Raw genomic sequence first — 19371 nt, 5'->3', positions numbered from 1 at the left:
ACCAGGCCGACGCTGCGGAGCAGGAGGCAGTCGAGGCCGAGGCCAGTGGCGATGAGCAGCGCAGCAAGCGGGCATCACGTCGCAGCCGTGGTGCGCGCAAGCGAGCGGATGACGCCCAGAAGCTGGCGATTGAGAAGGCCGAGGCCGCGGGCCTGGATCTCAGCACCGTTGCCGCCGCTGCCGGTACCGATCCCTTGACGATGCCGCAGCGCACGCTCCCCACCGATGCAATCGGAAACCCCAAGCCCACCGCGCAGCGGAATTTCACCGACCCCGACAGCCACATTCTCAAGGGAGCGGACGGCTGGATCCAGGGGTACAACGCTCAGGCCGCCGTCGATGGCGACCACCAGGTGATCGTGGCCATCGGCGTCAGCAACCAGGCCAGTGATGCGGTGCACCTGCTGCCCATGCTGGAGCGGATCGAGGCCAATACCGGCCAGCGGCCGGATGCCTTGATCGCAGATGCCGGTTACTGCAGCACCGCCAACCTGAAAGCCTGCGAGGACAAGCAGCTCAACGCTTACATCTCCACCAGCCGTCAGCAGCACGGCCAGCGGCCCAGGCCTTCACGGGGTCCTGCGCCCCGGGATCTGGATGCCCGAGGGCGGATGGACCGAAAACTGCGCTCTCAGGCCGGCCAGGCGATCTACCCCCTGCGCTAGGCGAAAGCTTCTCCGAAGGAGTAGACGATCGTGGAGCCCGTGTTCGGTCAGATCAAAGGTGCCAGGCGCCTGGATCGCTTCCGGTTACGAGGCCTGGTAAAGGTGAACGGGGAATGGGCCCTGATGGCCACCAACCACAACCTGCTCAAGCTGTTCATGGCATCAGTGGCAACAGGTTGAGGGCGTGGTTGATGTCGCCAGGGCCGTGGGCGGGCATTCCGACATCGCCAGCGCTCAATGCTGGCGCTCTGCCCTCGGCGCAACGTGCGACAGGCTCCTAGCCGCAGGCTTCTGCGCAGCAGTAGGACCTTGTCGCGCTGAGAAGTGCACCTTTCGGTACGAAGGGAAACTTCTGAGCCCGGAACGGCGCCGAAAGGCTGTCAAGGTCCTGCAGGAGCGTTACCGGGCCTCTGAGCGCCTGGTCTGCCGGGTGGTGGGCCAGCACCGCAGCACGAAACGCAACAACGATAAGGTTGTCTCGATCGAGGAGGCCAAGCTCCTGCATCGGCTTCGGGAGATCGCCGCAGATCAAATCCGCTGGGGTCGCCGAATGGCCCATCGGCTGCTGCGACGGGAGGGCTGAATGGTGAACCACAAGCGGGTGCAGCGGCTCTGGCGGGGTAATGGCCTGCAACGGCCGGGTCCGAGAAAGCAGAGGCGCGCACGGTGCGCGGATGGCTTGGTGCGGCGTAACCGGGCCGAGTATTCCCATTTGGTATGGGCCATGGACTTCCATTTCTACGCCACAGCCGACGGCGACAGACCCAAGTTCCTGAAGGCTATCGACGAGTACAGCCGCCTCTGCTTGGCCATCCAGGTGGGCAGGCGCAGCAAAGCCAAGGATGTGGTGGCAGTGCTGGAGGAGCCCACCAGCTTCTACCCGGCACCGGCGTTCACCCGGAGCAACACATGCTGGGAGTTCATCTCTCAGACCCTTCGGCGCTGCCACATGACCACGACCACCCACTGTGATAGGGCCTGGACAGATAAAGGGAAGTCACCTAATATTTCTGCAACCCATAGATTCCATGGCCAGCCAACGGTGATAGCGACGTCCTGTCGTGTTTGCAGTGAATTGAGCTGTCGTGCTATCTAAAGTCTGATGATTGGCTTGAATGGCGATGCGCAGTTGTTCTGCTGCAGCTCCTGCATCAGGATCCCCCCAGAGGTGCCCTTCCGCAGCCGGATAGGCCCCAGCTGGAATGGTCCACGGGCTGCAGGGCACCAGATGATAGTTCGGTCCTTCGCAGAAGTCCCGGTTCCCGCCGAAGTCGCTGGCCACCACCTGAAGCCCCAGCAGCGCGGCTTCCGCAATCCCCCTCCCGAATCCCTCGCTGCGATGCAGCGATAGAAACACATCGCAGGCCCCGATCAGCGACAACAGCTCATAGCGCTCAAGGTCGGCCTCGATGATCTTCAGCCGTGGATCCAGCGAGGCTTGCTGCTGGAGCTGCTCCCAGGTTTCGTTCACCGTCATGGGCCGTAGTGCTTTGATCACCAGTTGAACCTTCTCAGGTCCCCCAGGAGGAAAGGCTCGCTGGAAGGCCGCGATCGCTGCCCTGGGATTTTTGCGGGCCAGTGAGGACTTCACATCGAAGACGAACAGCACCAGACGCGCCTCGGGATCCAGGCCCCAGCGCTGGCGGGTGCCGAGGCGGCGCCCGGGTTGTCGGTACTGTTCCGGATGATCGATGTGTACGGCCATCGGCATCACCTGCAACGGCCGTTCATCAGGGTCACTGAAGGGTTCCAGGGCCGTGGCCGTGAAGGTGGTGGACGGCCAGAAGGCATCGGCCAGCGGAATCACGCACTCCCAGGCCTTCGGCCATGTTTCGGTTTCCCAGGGCCAGGCCACGATGGTGGTTCGCCCCCGCTGTTGGGCCATGCCCTCCCGGGCAATCCAGGCCGCATGGCTTGGCGCAGCCAGGCATACCAGGTTGAACCGGTAAGGTCCCGGCTCCCTCTTCGCAACGGCATAGGGCTGAAGATTGCGGTCGGTGGCCGGGGCGCCGTTGTTGGCCGGCACGTTCACAACGCAGAAGGGCACCTCCGCGCTCTCCAGGGCCAGGGCGGCCATTCGTATATCCTCTCCGATGCCGAACACCTCGAAGGCGTGGCCGATCAGGTTCACCCCGAAGGGACGCTGTTGCCGCGGAACCCTTGCGTCCTCGGGCATGGCTTCGGCCTCAATCTCCCCGGCTTCGTTGAAGCTCATCTGGGGCAACACATCCCTGGCTCGCTCCCGCCACCAGGAACGAAAGGAATCGAGTTCCTGAGCCAGATGAAATGCATGCTGCAGCTCCGGTTCAAGCAACCAGTGCAGCACCGCGATCAGCGGCAGCCCATGCACAGGCCTGTTGAGTATCCTCACCAGCTGCGTGTCCTGCCGCAGCAGCCGAAGCCGTGGCCACCAGGCCCGTACGACCAAGTCCGCCAGACGTCGCAATCCCCACAGGCCGTGGTGGGGGAGCTCCTTGAGGTCTGGATACAACATGTCAAGGACCAACGTCACGCTCCAGACGGAAGCCAGGCCTCCTTCGACCAAGGCCTGATCCAGCCGTTCCTCCCAGGGACGTTTCAGCGCATCAAGGCTCCAGTCCTGGGCCAGCCGAGTTGAGCCCTCAACGCCCAACAGGGGCTTTGTCTCCTCCAGTACCCATTCGAGCTCCTCGAAAATGGTCTTCCCGCTGGGTGGTGTGGCGAGGTTGTTGGAGAGCTGGAACCCGTACTCGTTCAGGGGAGTCAGGGGGACCTCTGCCCAGATCCCGCGTAGTTGGGAACAGAACTCCAGGGCTCGTTGACGACAACGCCCAGCACCTTGCCAGTCGCTGTGTTGGCGGGTCCGAACCCAAAGCTCGGGGGTCACCACCACACGTTCTGGACATTGCCGCAGCACCTCCAACAGCCACGCGTCGCGGTGACAATGCGGCAGATGCTGAGGTGGGGATGGGCTGTGGAGTTCGAGTGCCCGTCGCCAGCTCACGGCCCCTGGGCAGTAGAGGCCTGCTTCGACCACCGTTCGAAGCCCGGTCGAGGCGGCCAAGGCGCCGTGGCGCTTGAGTGCACGGCCGGATCGATCGAGATGTTCGCCATCGCCGACCACCATCAGGGCCTCGGGGTGGTGGGCCACGGTGTGGCTCCACTTTCGCAGCGCTTTGGGTTGCAGCAGGTCTCCGGCTTCCAGCCACCAGATCCAGCTGCCCTGGGCGCTGGCAGTGGCCTGCTTGAGCGCGGCCACTTCAGTGCTGGCGTCGCCCTCCCACCAGCTCAGGGTCGGGACCTCGGCCGTACAGGCCGTGATGGAGGCCACACCCGCAGCGCTCAACCGCCAGGCCACGATCTGAATCTCGGTCTGCAGGCCCGCCTTGGCCTGGGCCAGGATGAGACTCTCCAGGCTGGCTGCAACTCCCGGTGCGTCACCGATGCAGACGAGTTGAATCGTCAGGCTGTTGGATACAGGCTCGGACGGGATCATGCGGTCAACCGTCCTGCGCCGGCAGGCTTTCACTCTGTGCTGTGGCGTGCAAGAGCCGACTCGTCAGACCCCGGATTCGCCTGGACAGCTGGGCATGGTCGCGGAGCAGAAGTAGGCACTGTTCATTCATGCTGCGCAACCAGCTGATCTTCATGCTTTGTGAATCCATGCGGCGTTGGAGTATCACCCGCTCATGGTTTAAGACTTGTATGTGGCGCTGGATCGTCTCCCGCTCCCGATCGAGATCCTGTTGCGCTAAGGGTGCAGTCTTGCGCTTGCTGCTTTCGCTGGCCCGAATCAATTGATTCCAGTTCTGTACAAGAGTAGTGGCGGAATAACCGCGTAAGAGCGCGGTGTAAGGGGGATCGGCCTCGCAAATTCCATGAGTGGAGGCTCGTTCGAGCTTGTGATAGAGCTCAGCGAGCTTTGGCTCGGTCTCGAGGATCAAGGCTGTCATCGCCCCCACAAGGGGTGGTGGGGCGGCCAGGGGAGCGGATCCCGGCAGCGGGCCATCACCTTGCCAGCCAGCCAACTGATCGGCACTGCAGCTGAGCAGCCTCTCGCCATTCACCGCACTCGCTTGGTTGATTCCTGTGGCATCCAGGGTGAGCTGGTAACTCGCCAGGATGGCGGCATGGGGCAGGCGCCCCGTGCTGATCAGCCAATGGGGCGGCATGTAAACCAGCACACATCCCGATTCCCTGCTGAACCAGTTGTCGCGCAGTGCCCCGATCTGCTCGAGCAGTTCTTCCAGGTGCGCCGGAAGGGGCTGGGCTGAGGACCAGCGGAGCATGCGTAACAATCTTTATTGTCACATCTTACCATGGCAGAAGGCGTGGGTCGCTGTAAATGGGGCGTTGGTTTCTCTCTGCAAGCCGCTCACCACACATTCTCGATCACATTCATGGCTCTTAAATAGGCTGGCGTGTCTTCACTGGCGCCACCGTCGTCCTGGTTGGTGTCATCAGGAATCGCCCGGCGGGCATTGTCCGCAATCACGGCGTTGGCCAGCAGATCCAGCGACTCTGGACGCTCCAGGCTCTGCAGCGCCTCGGAATAGCGCCGGCTGTGGGAGGGCCGCACCGATTCCTGGCAGTAGTTCGAGAGTTCGCGGCTCTCGGTCATCACCCGGAAGGCGATGGCCTTGGTGTCGCTCTTGCCGAAGATCGCCATGTACAGCAGGTTCACCATCGAGGCGTCGTGCACCTGGAGGCCATAGTTGATCAGGATCTGGGGCCAGAAGCGCAGCGCCTTGAGGCCTTCGAGGCCACCCTTCTTCACCCCCGCCTGTTCACACCACTGCTCGAACTCATCCACGTCGTGGGGGCAGCGCCCCAGCGTGCGCATGCCCTCGGCCAGGATCTGGCCGGCCTGGAAGTTGCGGGTCGGCTTGCCGAACACCGGCAGCATCATGCTGCCGCGCACATCGGCCACCATCGCCGTCAGCTGGGTGAAAGTGTGGTCCCGCACCTTCTCCATGTCGCCGCCGCGGCTGAGGGTGGCCTCGATTCGCTGCACGCCGTAACCCAGCTCAGTGAGCGGGAAGGGCTGGCGGCCGTAGAGCCGCTGCCGGTCCCGGCGGCGCATCGACACGGACGACGCCTGATCCAGGCACTGGTCGAGCAGCAGCGTCAGCAGGGTCGGCAGGATGCCGGTGTTCTCGGCGTGGTAGCCGTAGCCGAAGCCCGCAAAGATCGAGGAGATGTTCTTGGCGGCCTTGATGTACTGGGCCTCCACGTTGTGAACGCCGGGCGACACCTGGATGTTTGGCGATAGCCGATCCAGCAGCCTGGCCCCGAGCAGGGCGGTGATGGCATTCGGATGGCAGAAGTTGGCGGTGAAGCTGTCGACCGGATCCCGCAGGGCACCGTGCCGGTGGAAGCCGGAGAAGAAGGCCAGATTCGGCTGGCGTTCGCACAGCACGTAGGAATCGTTCCGGAGCGGATCGTGGCTGAACGAACCGGCCAGGCAGGCCAGCACCACCTGCTCGCGATCCAGTTCCCGCCGCAGGTCGCAGGCCTCGAGCAGGTCCTGCTCGATGTGGTTGCTGTTGGCGCTCAGCACCACCAGATCACAGTGCTCGATCAGGTCCCGCAGGGTGTTCTCCTGCAGGCGCCCATTCCGCTCGTGCCGCAGCATCCGCTCCATGGTGGCCACGTGGGCCGGGTCCATGCCGGAGAGATCCCGCGCCGAGAAGGCCCCGAACAGGCTTCGCCCCGGCCGCGGGGCCAGCATCAGGCGATCACCGCCGCCGTGCATGGCGCTGTTGTAGGCCAGGGAAGCGGGGTACAGACCGATGCTGTAGAAGCCCACCAGCCCCCGCTCCAGGCCCAGGATCCGGCGGCGCACCGTGTCCTGGTCGAGGGAGTCGGCGAAGAAGCTGTTCTGCATCGGGCAGGTCTGGTCGGCCGGCATCGGACCACGCCTTCATACTGCGCCCACCGGAGGCGAGGGCGTTGGCGACGATCGACTGGCTGATCCTGATCGGCTACCTGGTGGCCAGCCTGGTGCTCGGTCTCTGGCTCGCCCGCCGCAACCGGGACCAGGCGGATTACTTCGTGGCCGGCCGCCAGCTGAAGGGCTGGCTGGCCGGCGCCTCCATGGCCGCCACCACCTTCTCGGTCGACACGCCCCTCTACGTGGCCGGGCTGGTGGGGGTCCGCGGTCTGGCGGGGAACTGGGAGTGGTGGAGTTTCGGTGTGGCCCACGTGGCCATGGCGGTGGTCTTCGCCCCCCTCTGGCGCCGCAGCGGTGTGCTCACGGATGCCGCCTTCACGGAGCTCCGCTACGGCGGGGCCACCGCGGCCTGGCTGCGGGGCATCAAGGCGTTCCTCTTCGCCCTGCCGATCAACTGCATCGGCATCGGCTACGCCTTCCTCGCCATGGCCAAGGTGAGCGAGGCCCTGGGCCTGGCCCCCACCCCCCGGGCCCGCCTCACGCTGCTGGCGATCGTGGGCGTGCTCGTGCTCGTGTACACGGCGGCGGGGGGGCTCTGGGCCGTGGTAGTGACCGACATGGTGCAGCTGGTGCTCGCCCTGATGGGCGCCACGGCCGTCGCCGTGGTGGCGGTGCAGGCTGCCGGGGGGATGGACGCCATGCTTGAGAGCCTGCGGGCCCTGGATCGGCCCGAACTGCTCTCCCTGGTGCCCTGGCATCTCCAGGACGGTCGCCTGCAGTGGATCGAAGGGGCCGGCATCTCGGTGGCGACCTTCAGCGCCTACATCGCCCTGCAGTGGTGGAGCTTCCGCCGCAGCGACGGGGGCGGCGAATTCATCCAGCGTCTGCTGGCCACCCGCAACGAGCGGGAGGCCCGCGTGGCCAGCTGGGTGTTTCTCGGGGTGAACTACCTGCTGCGCAGCTGGCCCTGGATCCTGGTGGCCCTGGCCGCCGTGGTGCTGCTGCCCGAGCAGACCGACTGGGAACAGAGCTATCCCCTGCTGGCCGTCCGTCTGCTGCCACCGGTGGCCCTGGGGCTGGTGGTGGTGTCGCTGGTGGCCGCGTTCATGAGCACCGTGAGCACCGCGGTGAACTGGGGGGCGAGCTACCTCACGGTGGATCTCTACCAGCGGTTCATGCGACCGTCGGCCTCCGAGCGGGAGTTGCTGCTGATCGGCCAGCTGGCCTCGGTGCTGCTGGTGGTGCTTGGGGTGATCACGGCCCTGCTGAGCAACAGCATCGGCACGGTGTTTCGCCTGGTGATCGCGATCGGCACCGGCCCCGGGGTGGTGCTGGTGCTGCGCTGGTTCTGGTGGCGGATCAATGCGGCCGCCGAGCTGGCGGCGATGGTGGGGGGCTTCCTGGTGGGCCTGGCCACCTCGGTGGTGCCCCTGCTGCGCGTCGACGACTACGGCGAGCGGCTGCTGATCACCACCGGGATCACGGCCCTGATCTGGATCCTCGCCATGCTCGCCACCCCCCCGGAATCTCCCGAGGTGCTCGAGCACTTCGTGCGCCAGGTCCGCCCCGCCGGCCCCGGCTGGCGCCACTGGCGCCAGCGCACGGGCGTGGAGCCCGAGGAGACCCTGCTGGACCTGATCAGCCAGCTGATCTGCAGTTGTGCGGTGCTGTTCGGTGCCCTGCTCGGGCTGGGTGGCTTCCTGCTGAAGCTCCCCGTCTGGGGCTGGGGCGGCCTGGTGGTGGCGGTGCTGGGGGTGCTCGCCCTGCGCCAGCGCGCCCGGATTCAGGGCGGCCTGCGACGGCTGCTGGGCCTGACCCCGCAGGGGTGATGATGGCCGCGGCGAACGGCCAGCTCCCCCCGTGCAATTCTTCCGCTCCTTCCTGCTGCCGGCTGCGATTGTGCTGTTGTTCGCTCTGGCCTTGTTCGCAGTCAGTGCCCGGATCTGGCTCCCGGGAGACATGGCGGCTCCCGCTCCGATGGGCTGAGCAGCTTCCGTGAGTCCCCTCCCATCCGATTCTTGGCCCCCTGAGCCGGCGCCAGCCGAGCAGGCGCCTCCCGATGGACCCTTCAGCCAGAGTCCGCAGGAGCTCTACCTCGACCCGGAGGTGCTGGCCCAGGAGCTGGCCCAGGAGCTGCTGGGCGACCCGCTCGATGAACTCGAGGGCGGAGAGCCCGCCAGTGCCGACGTGGCGGCGGAGTGTGATCTTGGGCTGACCCTGCTGGCCGGAGACCACGACCAGCGCATGCAGGGGCTGCGGATCTTCTGCGAGCACCGGGACCCGCGGGCCGTGCCTCTGCTGCTGCCCCTGCTGGCCGCCAGCTGTCCGATCCTGCGGATGAGTTCGGTCTATGCCCTGGGCCGCAACCCCAGCCCCCAGGCGGTGGAGCCCCTGCTGGCCCTCCTCGCCGGGGATGACAACGGCTATGTGCGCAAGGCGGTGGCCTGGAGCCTGGGCAACTACCCGGAGGCTCCCGTGCTCAATCCCCTGATCCGGGCCCTGCAGGTGGACATCGCGGCCGTGCGGCTCTGGGCCGCCAGTTCCCTGGCCGATGCCGGCGGCACGGGCCCGGCCAAGGCCGACCCGGCCGCCGCCCAGCTGCTGCTCAGCCTGCGCATCGACAGCGAGCCGGCGGTGCGCAGCAACAGCGCCTGGGGGCTCGGACGACTCTACGCCGACCTGGTCGAGCCCCGCCAGCAGGAGGTGGTGGAGGCCCTGCTCCAGACCATGCTCCACGACGCCGAGTCGGGGGTGCGGGACGAAGCGAGGCTGGCCCTGGAGCAGCTGGAGCAGCCCGAGGTGCTCGAGCGCCTCCAGACCCTGGTGGACGAAGGCCTGCTGGCCTGATCCCAGCGATCGGCAATCGCGGTTAGCATCCGCCCACTGCGCGCCGCTCTGGGATGGCACAGCAATCCATCCGCTTCCGCATCCGGCCCGATGGCCGGGTCGAAGAGCTGGTGGAGGGGGTGCAGGGGCAGGGCTGCGAGCGGCTCACCGAGGGCATCGAAGCCCGCCTTGGGGCTGTCCAGCAGCGTCTCAGCACGGCTGAGGCCTACCAGGTCACGCCCCAGCACCAGCCCGAAGCCCAGACCACCCAGCTTTCCTGAGTCCCAGCCTCCTCGAGACCATGTCCCACTTCAGCACCCTGAAGACCGAGCTCCGCGACCGGGAGGCTCTGCTTGCTGCTCTCATCGACCTCGGCCATGCCCCCGCCGATGGCGAGCGGCCGGTTCGTGGCTATCGGGGGCAGACGGAGCTGGCGGATCTGGCGATCAGCCAGATCAACGGTGCCGACATCGGCTTCCGGCTCAACCCCTCCAGCGGTTGCTACGAGCTCGTCACCGACCTCGATCTCTGGAAGCAGCCGGTGCCCGTGGAGCGCTTCCTCGCCCAGCTGAACCAGCGCTACGCCCTGCGCAGCATCCTGGCCGCCACGGCGGATGAGGGCTTTCAGGTCAGCGAGCAGACCAGCCATGCCGATGGCAGCATCGAGCTGGTGGTGACCCGCTGGGCCTGAGGGTGAGCCTGCCTCCCCCCCAGCCCCCGATCGCGGACCCGGCCCTGGCCTTCACGGCAGCGCCGACCCATTCCCAGGGCCAGCCCAGCGGCCTCGAGCCCCTGCTGGGTGGAGCCCTTCGTCAGAAGGCGGTCTGGGTGGATGAGGCCGTGTGCATCGGCTGTCGCTACTGCGCCCACGTGGCGGGCAACACTTTCCTGGTGGAGGAGACCTGGGGGCGCTCCAGGGCCATCCGCCAGGACGGCGACAGCACCGACACCATTCAGGAGGCCATCGACACCTGTCCGGTGGACTGCATCCACTGGGTGGCCTACGAGGACCTGCCGGGCCTGGCCGAACAGCTCTCCCAGCAGGACATCCAGCCCCTGGGATTCCCCAATCCCGCCCGGATCCGGCGCACCCTGCCCCGGCGGGATCCCGGCTGAGGCTTGTTGAGGCGATGGCGATGATTCCCACCCGCCGCTTCGGGCGCACCGAGCTGCCCATGCCCGTGCTCTCGCTGGGGGGCATGCGTTTCCAGCAGAGCTGGAGCGACCTGGCGGCTGACCAGATCACGGCGGCCAGCCAGGCCAACCTGCGGGCGACCCTCGAGAAGGCCCGTGCTGCGGGCCTCCATCACATCGAAACGGCCCGTCACTACGGCAGTTCCGAGCGGCAGCTGGGCTGGTTGCTGGCCGAGCTGCCCGATCCGCAGCGCATTCTCCAGACCAAGGTGCCCCCCCAGGCCGATGCCCAGGCCTTCGAAGCCGAGCTGGCCCGCAGTTTCCGCCGCCTGGGGGTGGAGCGGGTTGACCTGCTTTCCATCCATGGCATCAACCTGCCGGAGCACCTGGAGCACACCCTGCGGCCCGGGGGCTGCCTCGAGGTGGTGCGGCGCTGGCAGGGGGAGGGGCGGATCGGCCATGTGGGCTTCTCCACCCACGCCAGCCTGGAGCTGATCCAGGCGGCCATCGCCACCGACGCCTTCGACTACATCAACCTGCACTGGTATTTCATCCGTCAGGACAACCGGCCCGCCATCGATCTGGCCCAGGCCCATGACATGGGCGTCTTCGTGATCAGCCCCACCGACAAGGGCGGACACCTGCACAGCCCATCCCAGCGGCTGTTGGATCTGTGCGCCCCCCTGCACCCGATCGTGTTCAACGATCTGTTCTGCCTGAGCGCACCGGGCGTCCACACGATCAGTTTGGGGGCGGCCGGGCCCCAGGATCTCGATCGCCATCTCGAGGCGGTGGCCCTGCTGGATCAGGCCGACGCCTTGCTCCCCGGCGTGGTGGAGCAACTGGAGCAGGCCCGGCACGAAGCCCTGGGCGCCGACTGGCTGGCCAGCTGGGATCGGGGGCTGCCGGACTGGAGCCAGGCCCCGGGGGAGATCAACCTCCCGGTGCTGCTGTGGTTGCACAACCTGCTGGAGGCCTGGGATCTCGAGAGTTTTGCCAGGGCCCGCTACGGACTGCTGGGCCAGGGGGGCCACTGGTTCCCGGGGGCCAACGCCGATGGCCTCGACCACACGGTCAGTGAGCAGGAGCTGCTCGGGGCCCTGGCGGCGAGTCCCTGGCGGGAGCGGATTCCGGCGGTGCTGCGCCAGCTGCGGGATCGCCTGGGCGGGCAGACCGTGAGCCGCCTCAGTTCCGCCGACTGAGCCTCCTCTCCCCAGCGGATCAGACCGCCTGGCCCAAGGGGACTTTGGCCGGAATCCCCACGGCCCGCGGGTAGGTGCCCGGACAGCTGGCGGTCGGGGCCAGACACACCGCATGGCGCAGACCCCGCTCTCCGGGGAGCTCACGGCGCTGCACGGTCTCGATCCGCGCCCGCAGCTGGTGGCAGGCCCGCTCCAGGTCCGCCTGGTCCTGCTCCGACCACTGGCCGCGGTAGAGCAGGGCCCGGCCGCTGGGCGCCAGCAGCGGGACGAGGTACTCGGCCACCACAGGGGCCCGGGCCACCGCCCGGGCCACCGCCCAGTCGAACCGGCCCCGGCACTCCGGAGCGCGGCCGGTGAGCTCGATCCGTTCACAGCGCAGGCAGACGCGCTGCTCCAGGCCCAGGGCCGCCGCCATCGCCCGCACGGCCTCCACCTTGCGGCCCACCGAGTCCACCAGGGTCAGGCGGGCCTGGGGCAGGGCCAGGGCGAGCACGAGCCCCGGCACCCCACAGCCGGTCCCCACGTCGATCAGCTCGAGCGGTTGGTCGCGGTGGGGCCCCGAGAGCAGCGGCACCAGCGGCCAGAGGCTGTCGAACACCTGGGCGATCCAGTAGTCATCGCCCTCCACCAGACGGGTCAGGTTCAGCCGGCCGTTCCACTCGCGCAGCTGCTGCTGCAGGGCGCCGAAGCGCTCCACCTGGGCCGGCTCCGGCCGCCAGCCCAGCGCCTCCCAGAGGGCGTCGCGATCGGCGACGGTCGGCAGCGCGGATCCGGAAGCGGCAGCCATCCGCAGATCGAGGGGATGTGATTCCTAGGATCCCGCAGACCGGCCCCTCTGCCGTTGCTGCCCCCCGGCTCACCGTCTGGCGACGCCCCCATCCCCGCCCTCAGCCATTACGCGTTGCTGCAGCTGCCCAGCTCGGCCACCACCGAGGAGCTGCGGCAGGCGTTCCGCAGCCTCAGCAAGCGCTACCACCCCGATACCACGGCCCTGCCGGCTGCAGAAGCGGCCCAGGCCTTCCAGCGCCTCCAGCAGGCCTATGCCGTGCTGAGCAACCCGGAGGCCCGGCGGATCTACGACGCTGAGCTGCTCCGGGTGGCCCCTGCCCCGGTTCCCCGCCCGGTGGGCCCGATCCCCCTCACCCGCCCCCTGCCGGTGAGGCGGGCCCTGTCCGGTGGGGAGTGGCTGGCGCTCCTGCTGCTCGGGGTGGCGTTGCTCCTGAGCCTGGTGCTCGGGGTGGGTCTGGCCCTTGCCCGGGGGATGGAGCTGGCCCGTTCCCCCAGTTGGTGGCCACCGACCTGACCACCCGACCTGACAACCTGAAGGGCATGCCTGATCTGCCGGCCGACCAGACGCCCCTGTACCACCACCCGCTGCCGGAGCTGGAGGCCTGGTTGCGCCAGCTGGGCGCCGTGCAGCGCCCTTCCGATCCCTGTCTCTGGGATCTGCACCGCCCGGAGTGGAGTGCCCGCATCGAACTGGAGGTGGAGGATCTGCGGGTCAGCTGGCACGCCGATGGCCAGGCCTGTGTGCGCCAGTTCCCCTACGGCCTCTCGCGAGCGGATGCGGAGGCGGCGATCCTTGCCGGCCCCTGACCCATGGCAGGGGTGACCATCACACGCACGGACCGATCGATCACTGACAGAGCGGTGCTCGGCGCGCCTCCGAACTGGCCAGGGGGCCGCAGTTCACCCACTGCACGACCTTGAGCTCCACGTCGGTGAACACCACCAGGATGCCGCCGCAGAGCAGAACCAGGGCCAGGCTGACCAGGGTGTTGCGCCGGTCCATGGCGTGGCCTCGCGGGTACCAGGGATCTGTTTCAGTTCCGCAATCTATGGAGGATGTTCTGGCGCTGCCATTCCTGATCCAGCCCTGAGGCCGTGAGGGGCTCGAGTGGCGGCAGGTGGCCCAGCAGAGGCACGCGCCCCAGCTCCTGCAGGGTCCGCGGGTTGTCCGCGTGGGCAGGCCCGTTGAGGATCAGGCCCAGCACCGGGATCTGGCGCTGGGCCAGCGCCTCCAGGGAGAGCAGGGTGTGGTTGAGGGTTCCCAGCCCGCTGCGGGCCACCAGCACCACGGGCAGCCCCCAGCGCTGCAGCTGATCGATCTGCAGCCAGTCCCGGCGCAGGGGCACCAGCAGGCCGCCGGCCGTCTCCACCACCAGGGGACCTGCCACGGCCGGCATCTCCAGGCGGTGGGGCTCGATCGTCACACCCTCCTGCTCGGCCGCCCAGTGGGGGGAGACCGGGGCCTGAAACCGGTAGGCCTCGGGCAGCAGCCGCTCGTCCGGCAGATCCAGCAGGGCCTGCACCCGGCCCCGGTCACCGCCTCCCTCCAGCCCGCTCTGCACCGGTTTCCAGTACAGGGCCCCGAGACCCTGCACCAGCCATGCGCTCACCACGGTCTTGCCCACATCGGTGTCGGTGCCGCACACCACCAGCCGCAGGGCCGGCGCCGGGCTCACGGGCGCTTCTGGCCCACCAGCAGCATCACCTCCCATGTTGCCACTCCGGAGCTGGGCCAATGCTGCAACAGCCGCCGCAGCTGGCCCGGGGCGAGGGGAGCGGCGGTGGTGCTGCCGGCACCGATCGCCTTGAGCTGGCCCAGGAAGGTGCGGCCATCGGCGCAGGGCAGGCTGAAGCGCATCCGCTCCGAGCACTTCAGCTCGAGCAGCGTCTGGGCACGGGTCTCCAGTGCCTCGGCTGCGGGCAGGGGCAGCAGGGTGCAGGGCACCTGGGCCCTGGATGCGGCCTCCCTCCACTCCGGAAAGCTCCCCGCCGTCGGTACCGCCAGCCCGAGCCAGCCGGCGGGAGCCAGGGCCCCGCACCACTGCTCCAGCCGCATCAGCGGCTCCTCCAGCCACTGGAGGGCGAAGCTGGAGGTGAGCAGCGCCGCACCCGCCAGGTCGGGCGGTAGGCCGCGGTTCAGATCCCACACCTGGCTGCCATGGCTGCCGGACAGGGGATTGCGGGCCAGCAGCTCGGGGCTGGCATCCAGCTGGAGCAGGTGGTGGGGCCAGCCCTGCCGGACCAGGCTCTGCCCCACCAGGCCCGTGCCGGCGCCCAGATCCGCCCCAGGCCCCACCGGCAGGGGCAGCGTCAGCAGCCGCCGGGCCAGGCGCCAGGCGATGGCCCGTTGCAGCCGGGCGTGCCGGTCATAAGACTCCGCACGGCGGTTAAAGCCGCGCCGCACCCGTTGGCTGAAGGGCTCGGGCTGGCTCAGAGCTGTTCGATCCACCCGATCACCTGATCCACCAGGGAGTCCGCCAGCAGACAATGGCCGATCCCGCGCAGTTCGAGCCGATCGGCCTCCGGCAAGGCCTCACGCAGCAGCTGCCGCGCCTGGGGCAGCACGATCTGGTCCCGTTCGGCCTCCACGATCAGGCAGGGGGCCTGGGATGGGAATCCACAGGGCAGGCCGCTGGTGGCCTCCAGCCGGGCCAGATCCTCCAGCAGGCGCTGGCGGCCGGCCGCGGTCAGCGGAGCCTCGAGGATGGTGGCGGGCAACCGGCTGATCGGCTGGGGCTCGGCGGCCTTCTCGAGAAAGGCATGCAGCATCGCCTCCGGGTTGGGGCCCTGGAGTTCCCGCGCCATGCCGGCCAGGGCGGCCCTGAGCCGGCGGCCTCCCGGCCCCAGGGGCACGAAGCGGCCGAAGCTGGCGAGCAGCACCACGGCTTCGGCCTGGTGCAGCAGCTCCGCCGGGAGTAGATGGGGCCCGAGTGAATGGGCGAGCACCACCCGCCTTCCCTGAGCGGGCCAGGCGGGAGCCAGGGGCGGGCAGGGCCCATAACCCCGATCGGGGCTCTGCCAGCCCCAGCCCCGCTCGCGGGCCTGGGCTTCGAACGGGGCCCAGCTGCGATGATCGCCGCACCAGCCGTGCATGGCGATCAGCTGCACGGGCCGGCTCCAAGGGCGTCGAGCAACCGCTGCAGGGTGCCGCTGGGCAGATCCTGGCGCAGCACCAGCCGCAGCCGCGCCGTGCCCTCCGGCACCGTCGGCGGCCGGATCGCCACGGTGAGCAGTCCCGCTGCTTCGAGCCGCTCCTGCAGGGCCAGGGCCTCGGCATCAGCTCCGATCAACAGGGGCAGGATCGGCCCATCCCCGGGGGGCCGAGGCCAGCCTGCGGCCTCCAGGGCATCACGCCAGCGCCGGGCCCGCTGCAGCAGGGCCGGCCCCGGGTTGGTGGCCTGGATCTGTTCGAGGGCGGCCAGGGCCGCGGCCGCCAGGGGAGGCCCCAGGGCGGTGGTGTAGCGGAAGGCGCCGCTGGTCTGCAGCAGCCACTCCATCACCGTGGCGTCTCCGGCCAGAAAGGCCCCGCCACTGCCGAAGGCCTTGCCGAAGGTGCCGCTGATCAGCGCGATGGAGTCGAGGCCGTGGCCCAGCCCACGACCCTCCGGCCCCAGGATGCCGAGGGCATGGGCTTCATCGAGCACAAGGGCCGCATCGTGGCGGTGGCAGAGTTCTGCCAGGGCGGCCACGTCCGGGCTGGTGCCCTCCATGGAGAAGAGGCTTTCGCTCAGCACCACCAACCGCTGGTCGGAGCGGCGGCGCCGGGCGGCCTCCAGCCTCCGGGCCAGGTCGGCCAGATCGTTGTGGCGAAAGCGCCGGAGGTCAGCACCGCAGGCCCGAATGCCGGTGAGGAGCGAGTTGTGGATCAGCCGGTCGGCCAGCACGAGGCTGTGGCGATCGGCGAGGGCAGCAACGGCGGCCAGATTGGCCTGGAAGCCGCTGGGGAACAGCAGCGCCCGCTCCCGTCCCAGCCAGCTGGCCAGTGCGCTCTCCAGCGCGCTGTGCACCGGCCTGGTGCCGGTGACCAGGCGTGAGGCCCCTGCCCCCACACCCTCGCTGGCGGCAGCTGCCTGGGCGGCGAGGATGACCTGGGGATGGCGACTCAACCCCAGGTAGTCGTTGCTGGCCAGGTCGAGGAGGGTGTGTGGTCGCTCAGCGAGAGATGGGGCGAAGGCGGCCAGACCGGCGGGTGCCAAAGAGCGAAGCCGTCGACGACGACTGCTCTTCATCGACTCGAGCTGTTCTCGAAGTGCCGCCAGCCAGGAGATGGAGTTGATTGCGTCGAACCGACTCTGTTTGCTCACCATTTGATTGAGCGAAATCAACCGCTGCAAGACATGGCTGGAATTGGGACAAGCGAGAGCCTTGTTACGTCTCTGGCATTTATAGATACCCTGCAATCCGGGAAAGATAAGCTCTTGCCTTCATGCCATCTGTGGATGCTAGCCGATGACGTGGGCCCATCCAGCCAAGAGAGTCCTGAGGGGAAGCTCGTCCCTGATGGTGGTCCGGAGCTGCAATGCCTTGATGCTGATGGGTTTGAAACCCAATGCGTGTCAGGTCCTGCGCCCGTTGGCTGAAGGGGCACGCCCACGATGCATGTCGGAAAGCATCAGGCGAAAGTTGATGCCCAGGTCTGAAGACCACCCGACGGCATGGGCCAGGAACCAAGCCGGCGTGGCCATCTGCTCGTTGTCGAACACTTGACCGATGCAGGGCATGTGGTGTTGTCGATAGCGACGTACACCATCCCATCGCCGGCATCCTGCGAGCAGACTTGACTGCTGTCCCGGGTGATCCATGACCCACGGAGGGAAGCTCACCGGGTGAGGGCCAGATGACGTTGAATCTGGCGGTGGATGAGGCCACCCGTCAGCCATGTTCCCAGATCATCTTCGCGGCGAAGGCTGTTTGGCGTAGTTGAGCACCTAAGCCGCGGAGTGGCATGGCTCGACGGCGAGGGATTTCAGCGCCGAGGGATGCAAAGCAAGAGGGTTCACTCAACAAGTCTGACAAGAGGCGTAGGATGCTAAAGCCATTCGAATGAAGACTCCGAATGAAGGCAATGAATAAAAGGTCCTCACCCCCCCCCCCCCCACGGCCAACGGCAAGAGCGAGAGGTTCATCACAAGTCTGATGGAGTTGTTGACTTCTTTCATGACATCGTGCAACTGACCGGAAGAAGCGACCTGCTGCAGATTTATCAATGAATCCAGCCCCTATGCCCAAGCGGATAGAATCAATGTGTCAGCGACGCTGGCTTGGCCGTCAGGCTGTGCGATGCTGGATTGCTGTGCAAGAAGGGCAAGAACAATCCTGAGGAATGCTGCTACTCGGCCACCAGTTGGCAAGGCGACGAGCCGCTGGAGCAACATCAGAGGCGCCAGAATCCTTAGGCCAATAACCAATAATAATATGTCTTCTCCCCTTTGCGCCTGCTTGGCGAGAAGGCAGCCAGTCCATCATGGTTGCATCTCTGTGACCATAAGAGCCAGTCAGCTGCAGGATGGACGAAGGAGGTGCCTAGTTCGAGGTCATCGATTAAGGGCTAGGCAATCAAGGAAGTCACTGCCTAATCCGAGCTTGACGCAAAGATTGAACGCAACTAATATCGGGATGAGCATTACAGTATAAAACCCGCCATGACTGCATCTGCTTCTCCAGCCACTATGGTCGATGCATGCATGACTGTTTGGGGTAAGCCCTTCCAGACTGCGGCAACTCTGCTAAGCCTCTTTTCACATAGCAGTGAACTTATTGATCGCATCTACATCGTAGTCGAATCCCAGCAGCCCCAAGGCTTCTCTATCTCAGCGCTTGAGTCTCTGCTCCCTGACGCGCTTCGAAGAAAGCTTGTATTTTATCAGCCGAAGTATTTCCTTGCAGCACATCGCACGGATTACGATCGTTGTCTCGTGGATGCGGATTACAGGCTCTCAGTCCGGTATCAATATGGCCTTGAGTCTACGGACAAGGCTGCCATGCTTATACTGCATAACGATGTAGAATTTTTCTCATGCCCAATTCTGCCAATCCTTCATCACTTAAAAGACTATGCTGGCATAGGAGAGATCGGACAATGCTGGAATTGCCCGGCCTTTCAAGAGGAGCGTTGCGCCCCCTTGAGTTTTCAGGAGTTCATTGATAGCAAGCCTGCCTACTCTGAGGTTAAGCGGATGATTCTTAGGCACCCAAAGCTTGGGGCCGGTCGATCGTTTAAGCTCATCAAGAATGGCCTTTGGCCTCGAGATCAGCCTCTGCCAATGCCTGAATGCAGGCTCAATGAATTTTGCTGTCTTGTGGATGCAGATATTTATAGGAAAGAGGTTATCCCACATGGAACGATCCCCCCCATTGGCAGTAGCTTCTTTGTGGATACTGGAGATCGGTGGTTTAGGGAAATGGTGCTGAACGGCTACAAGTTTAAGCATCATAGTCATCCCGAATGGAAACACGGATATGTCGCCAATAGGGCAGGCTTCACGACCAAGACAGTGAGAGGTCAGCAGGATGCCAATACCCAATATGTCCTAGGAGAGCAAGCTGCCAAGAACCATTTATACTCAAAATATGGAGTCAAGCCAAGCAAGTCATATTTCCCTCTGGAGGAATAGTTTTTGCTATTGGGGCTTTGGCTCAGGAGCGGTTTCAACAATTTTTCACAGGAGTCTATCCGGTAATCTGCAGCCGCCTCATGAGCCACTGACTCCGTAAACGGTATGAAACCCTCTTTTGCATGGAGACATGATTGACAGCCAGTTATTTGGCAGAAGCGGATTGGGTGCATCTTAAATCTGAGGTGGATATCTGTTCCCGCGCAGAGGTGACAAGTTCGACCTTCAGCAACTAATTCTTGAATCGACCACCATCCCCAGGTCTTACT

20 protein-coding genes are annotated in these 19371 nt (G+C 66.2%); 11 read left to right on the top strand and 9 right to left on the bottom strand.

The features are described from left to right. On the top strand, nucleotides 1–665 hold a 665-nt coding region (locus tag ACLNEE_RS14140), incomplete at its 5' end, for a transposase (protein ID WP_411423126.1). A gap of 30 nt (nucleotides 666–695) precedes the next feature. Then, nucleotides 696–845, top strand: coding sequence for a transposase (locus tag ACLNEE_RS14135; RefSeq protein ID WP_411423125.1), 150 nt, complete (start codon nucleotides 696–698; stop codon nucleotides 843–845). Nucleotides 846–1662: 817 nt separating this feature from the next. Here ACLNEE_RS14135 and ACLNEE_RS14130 read toward each other — a convergent pair. The 3 genes from ACLNEE_RS14130 to ACLNEE_RS14120 form a co-directional block, all read right to left on the bottom strand. Then, nucleotides 1663–4140: a glycosyltransferase gene (locus ACLNEE_RS14130; RefSeq protein WP_411423123.1), complete on the bottom strand. Its 2478-nt coding sequence runs from the start codon at nucleotides 4138–4140 to the stop codon at nucleotides 1663–1665. A gap of 4 nt (nucleotides 4141–4144) precedes the next feature. Then, complete coding sequence (locus ACLNEE_RS14125; RefSeq protein ID WP_411423122.1) at nucleotides 4145–4933, bottom strand: hypothetical protein; 789 nt, start codon at nucleotides 4931–4933, stop codon at nucleotides 4145–4147. A gap of 86 nt (nucleotides 4934–5019) precedes the next feature. Then, nucleotides 5020–6555, bottom strand: coding sequence for a hypothetical protein (locus ACLNEE_RS14120; protein WP_411423121.1), 1536 nt, complete (start codon nucleotides 6553–6555; stop codon nucleotides 5020–5022). Between the two features lie 41 nt (nucleotides 6556–6596). Between ACLNEE_RS14120 and ACLNEE_RS14115 the strand changes: the two genes are divergently transcribed. The 6 genes from ACLNEE_RS14115 to ACLNEE_RS14090 all read left to right on the top strand — a co-directional run bounded on the left by ACLNEE_RS14115 (nucleotide 6597) and on the right by ACLNEE_RS14090 (nucleotide 11699). Continuing rightward, nucleotides 6597–8366, top strand: a complete 1770-nt coding sequence (locus tag ACLNEE_RS14115; RefSeq protein ID WP_411423120.1) for a sodium:solute symporter family protein — start codon at nucleotides 6597–6599, stop codon at nucleotides 8364–8366. A gap of 166 nt (nucleotides 8367–8532) precedes the next feature. Continuing rightward, nucleotides 8533–9384: a HEAT repeat domain-containing protein gene (locus ACLNEE_RS14110; protein ID WP_411423119.1), complete on the top strand. Its 852-nt coding sequence runs from the start codon at nucleotides 8533–8535 to the stop codon at nucleotides 9382–9384. A gap of 53 nt (nucleotides 9385–9437) precedes the next feature. Continuing rightward, nucleotides 9438–9644 (top strand): DUF2997 domain-containing protein, encoded by a 207-nt coding sequence (locus tag ACLNEE_RS14105; protein WP_411423118.1) that lies wholly within the window; start codon nucleotides 9438–9440, stop codon nucleotides 9642–9644. Between the two features lie 20 nt (nucleotides 9645–9664). Beyond that, nucleotides 9665–10054, top strand: coding sequence for a DUF1257 domain-containing protein (locus ACLNEE_RS14100; RefSeq protein ID WP_411423117.1), 390 nt, complete (start codon nucleotides 9665–9667; stop codon nucleotides 10052–10054). Nucleotides 10055–10083: 29 nt separating this feature from the next. Further along, nucleotides 10084–10479, top strand: coding sequence for a ferredoxin (locus ACLNEE_RS14095; RefSeq protein WP_425625134.1), 396 nt, complete (start codon nucleotides 10084–10086; stop codon nucleotides 10477–10479). A gap of 23 nt (nucleotides 10480–10502) precedes the next feature. Further along, nucleotides 10503–11699: an aldo/keto reductase gene (locus tag ACLNEE_RS14090; RefSeq protein ID WP_425625133.1), complete on the top strand. Its 1197-nt coding sequence runs from the start codon at nucleotides 10503–10505 to the stop codon at nucleotides 11697–11699. A gap of 19 nt (nucleotides 11700–11718) precedes the next feature. Here ACLNEE_RS14090 and rsmG read toward each other — a convergent pair whose 3' ends face one another. After that, the gene (rsmG, locus tag ACLNEE_RS14085; RefSeq protein WP_411423115.1) at nucleotides 11719–12486 is read right to left on the bottom strand and encodes a 16S rRNA (guanine(527)-N(7))-methyltransferase RsmG; all 768 of its coding nucleotides are present in this window, start codon (nucleotides 12484–12486) and stop codon (nucleotides 11719–11721) included. A 54-nt stretch (nucleotides 12487–12540) separates the two neighbouring features. Here rsmG and ACLNEE_RS14080 point away from each other — a divergent pair, with 54 nt between their 5' ends. Further along, entirely contained in the window at nucleotides 12541–13002 is a 462-nt protein-coding gene (locus tag ACLNEE_RS14080) for a J domain-containing protein (RefSeq protein ID WP_411423114.1), read from the top strand. A 26-nt stretch (nucleotides 13003–13028) separates the two neighbouring features. After that, entirely contained in the window at nucleotides 13029–13295 is a 267-nt protein-coding gene (locus ACLNEE_RS14075; RefSeq protein WP_412007246.1) for a DUF3143 domain-containing protein, read from the top strand. Nucleotides 13296–13335: 40 nt separating this feature from the next. Here ACLNEE_RS14075 and ACLNEE_RS14070 read toward each other — a convergent pair whose 3' ends face one another. From ACLNEE_RS14070 to ACLNEE_RS14050, 5 genes are read right to left on the bottom strand one after another with little or no spacing between them, the layout of a single operon-like run. Further along, nucleotides 13336–13491, bottom strand: coding sequence for a hypothetical protein (locus ACLNEE_RS14070; RefSeq protein ID WP_411423112.1), 156 nt, complete (start codon nucleotides 13489–13491; stop codon nucleotides 13336–13338). 31 nt (nucleotides 13492–13522) lie between these two features. After that, nucleotides 13523–14164, bottom strand: a complete 642-nt coding sequence (gene bioD, locus ACLNEE_RS14065) for a dethiobiotin synthase (protein ID WP_411423111.1) — start codon at nucleotides 14162–14164, stop codon at nucleotides 13523–13525. Further along, nucleotides 14161–14937, bottom strand: a complete 777-nt coding sequence (locus ACLNEE_RS14060) for a methyltransferase domain-containing protein (RefSeq protein WP_411423110.1) — start codon at nucleotides 14935–14937, stop codon at nucleotides 14161–14163. The genes bioD and ACLNEE_RS14060 overlap by 4 nt, the downstream gene beginning before the upstream one ends. Beyond that, on the bottom strand, nucleotides 14919–15596 hold the full coding sequence (locus ACLNEE_RS14055) for an alpha/beta fold hydrolase (RefSeq protein ID WP_411423109.1): 678 nt from the start codon (nucleotides 15594–15596) through the stop codon (nucleotides 14919–14921). The genes ACLNEE_RS14060 and ACLNEE_RS14055 overlap by 19 nt, the downstream gene beginning before the upstream one ends. Continuing rightward, the gene (locus ACLNEE_RS14050) at nucleotides 15587–16795 is read right to left on the bottom strand and encodes an aminotransferase class I/II-fold pyridoxal phosphate-dependent enzyme (protein WP_411423108.1); all 1209 of its coding nucleotides are present in this window, start codon (nucleotides 16793–16795) and stop codon (nucleotides 15587–15589) included. The genes ACLNEE_RS14055 and ACLNEE_RS14050 overlap by 10 nt, the downstream gene beginning before the upstream one ends. Before the next feature lie 1335 nt (nucleotides 16796–18130). On the opposite strand from ACLNEE_RS14050, the gene ACLNEE_RS14045 reads away from it, so the two are divergent. Next, a complete protein-coding gene (locus tag ACLNEE_RS14045) occupies nucleotides 18131–19102 on the top strand; it encodes a hypothetical protein (protein WP_411423107.1) in 972 nt (323 codons plus the stop codon). Nucleotides 19103–19371 lie beyond the last annotated feature (269 nt).

Origin of the sequence: Aphanothece stagnina RSMan2012 (assembly GCF_046764815.1) — a bacterium.
Classification (GTDB): domain Bacteria; phylum Cyanobacteriota; class Cyanobacteriia; order PCC-6307; family Cyanobiaceae; genus NIES-981.
The sequence above is the reverse complement of the archived record's forward strand: the minus strand, read 5'-3'. Positions and strand labels throughout refer to the sequence as shown.

Excerpts from the sequence above, each read along its gene's own strand:
- ACLNEE_RS14075 (WP_412007246.1), top strand. The coding sequence starts at position 13,029 with ATGCCTGATCTGCCGGCCGACCAGACGCCCCTGTACCACCACCCGCTG.
- ACLNEE_RS14105 (WP_411423118.1), top strand. The coding sequence starts at position 9,438 with ATGGCACAGCAATCCATCCGCTTCCGCATCCGGCCCGATGGCCGGGTC.
- ACLNEE_RS14070 (WP_411423112.1), bottom strand. The coding sequence starts at position 13,491 with ATGGACCGGCGCAACACCCTGGTCAGCCTGGCCCTGGTTCTGCTCTGC.
- ACLNEE_RS14100 (WP_411423117.1), top strand. The coding sequence starts at position 9,665 with ATGTCCCACTTCAGCACCCTGAAGACCGAGCTCCGCGACCGGGAGGCT.
- rsmG (WP_411423115.1), bottom strand. The coding sequence starts at position 12,486 with ATGGCTGCCGCTTCCGGATCCGCGCTGCCGACCGTCGCCGATCGCGAC.
- ACLNEE_RS14045 (WP_411423107.1), top strand. The coding sequence starts at position 18,131 with ATGACTGCATCTGCTTCTCCAGCCACTATGGTCGATGCATGCATGACT.
- ACLNEE_RS14130 (WP_411423123.1), bottom strand. The coding sequence starts at position 4,140 with ATGATCCCGTCCGAGCCTGTATCCAACAGCCTGACGATTCAACTCGTC.
- ACLNEE_RS14120 (WP_411423121.1), bottom strand. The coding sequence starts at position 6,555 with ATGCCGGCCGACCAGACCTGCCCGATGCAGAACAGCTTCTTCGCCGAC.
- ACLNEE_RS14050 (WP_411423108.1), bottom strand. The coding sequence starts at position 16,795 with ATGGTGAGCAAACAGAGTCGGTTCGACGCAATCAACTCCATCTCCTGG.
- ACLNEE_RS14125 (WP_411423122.1), bottom strand. The coding sequence starts at position 4,933 with ATGCTCCGCTGGTCCTCAGCCCAGCCCCTTCCGGCGCACCTGGAAGAA.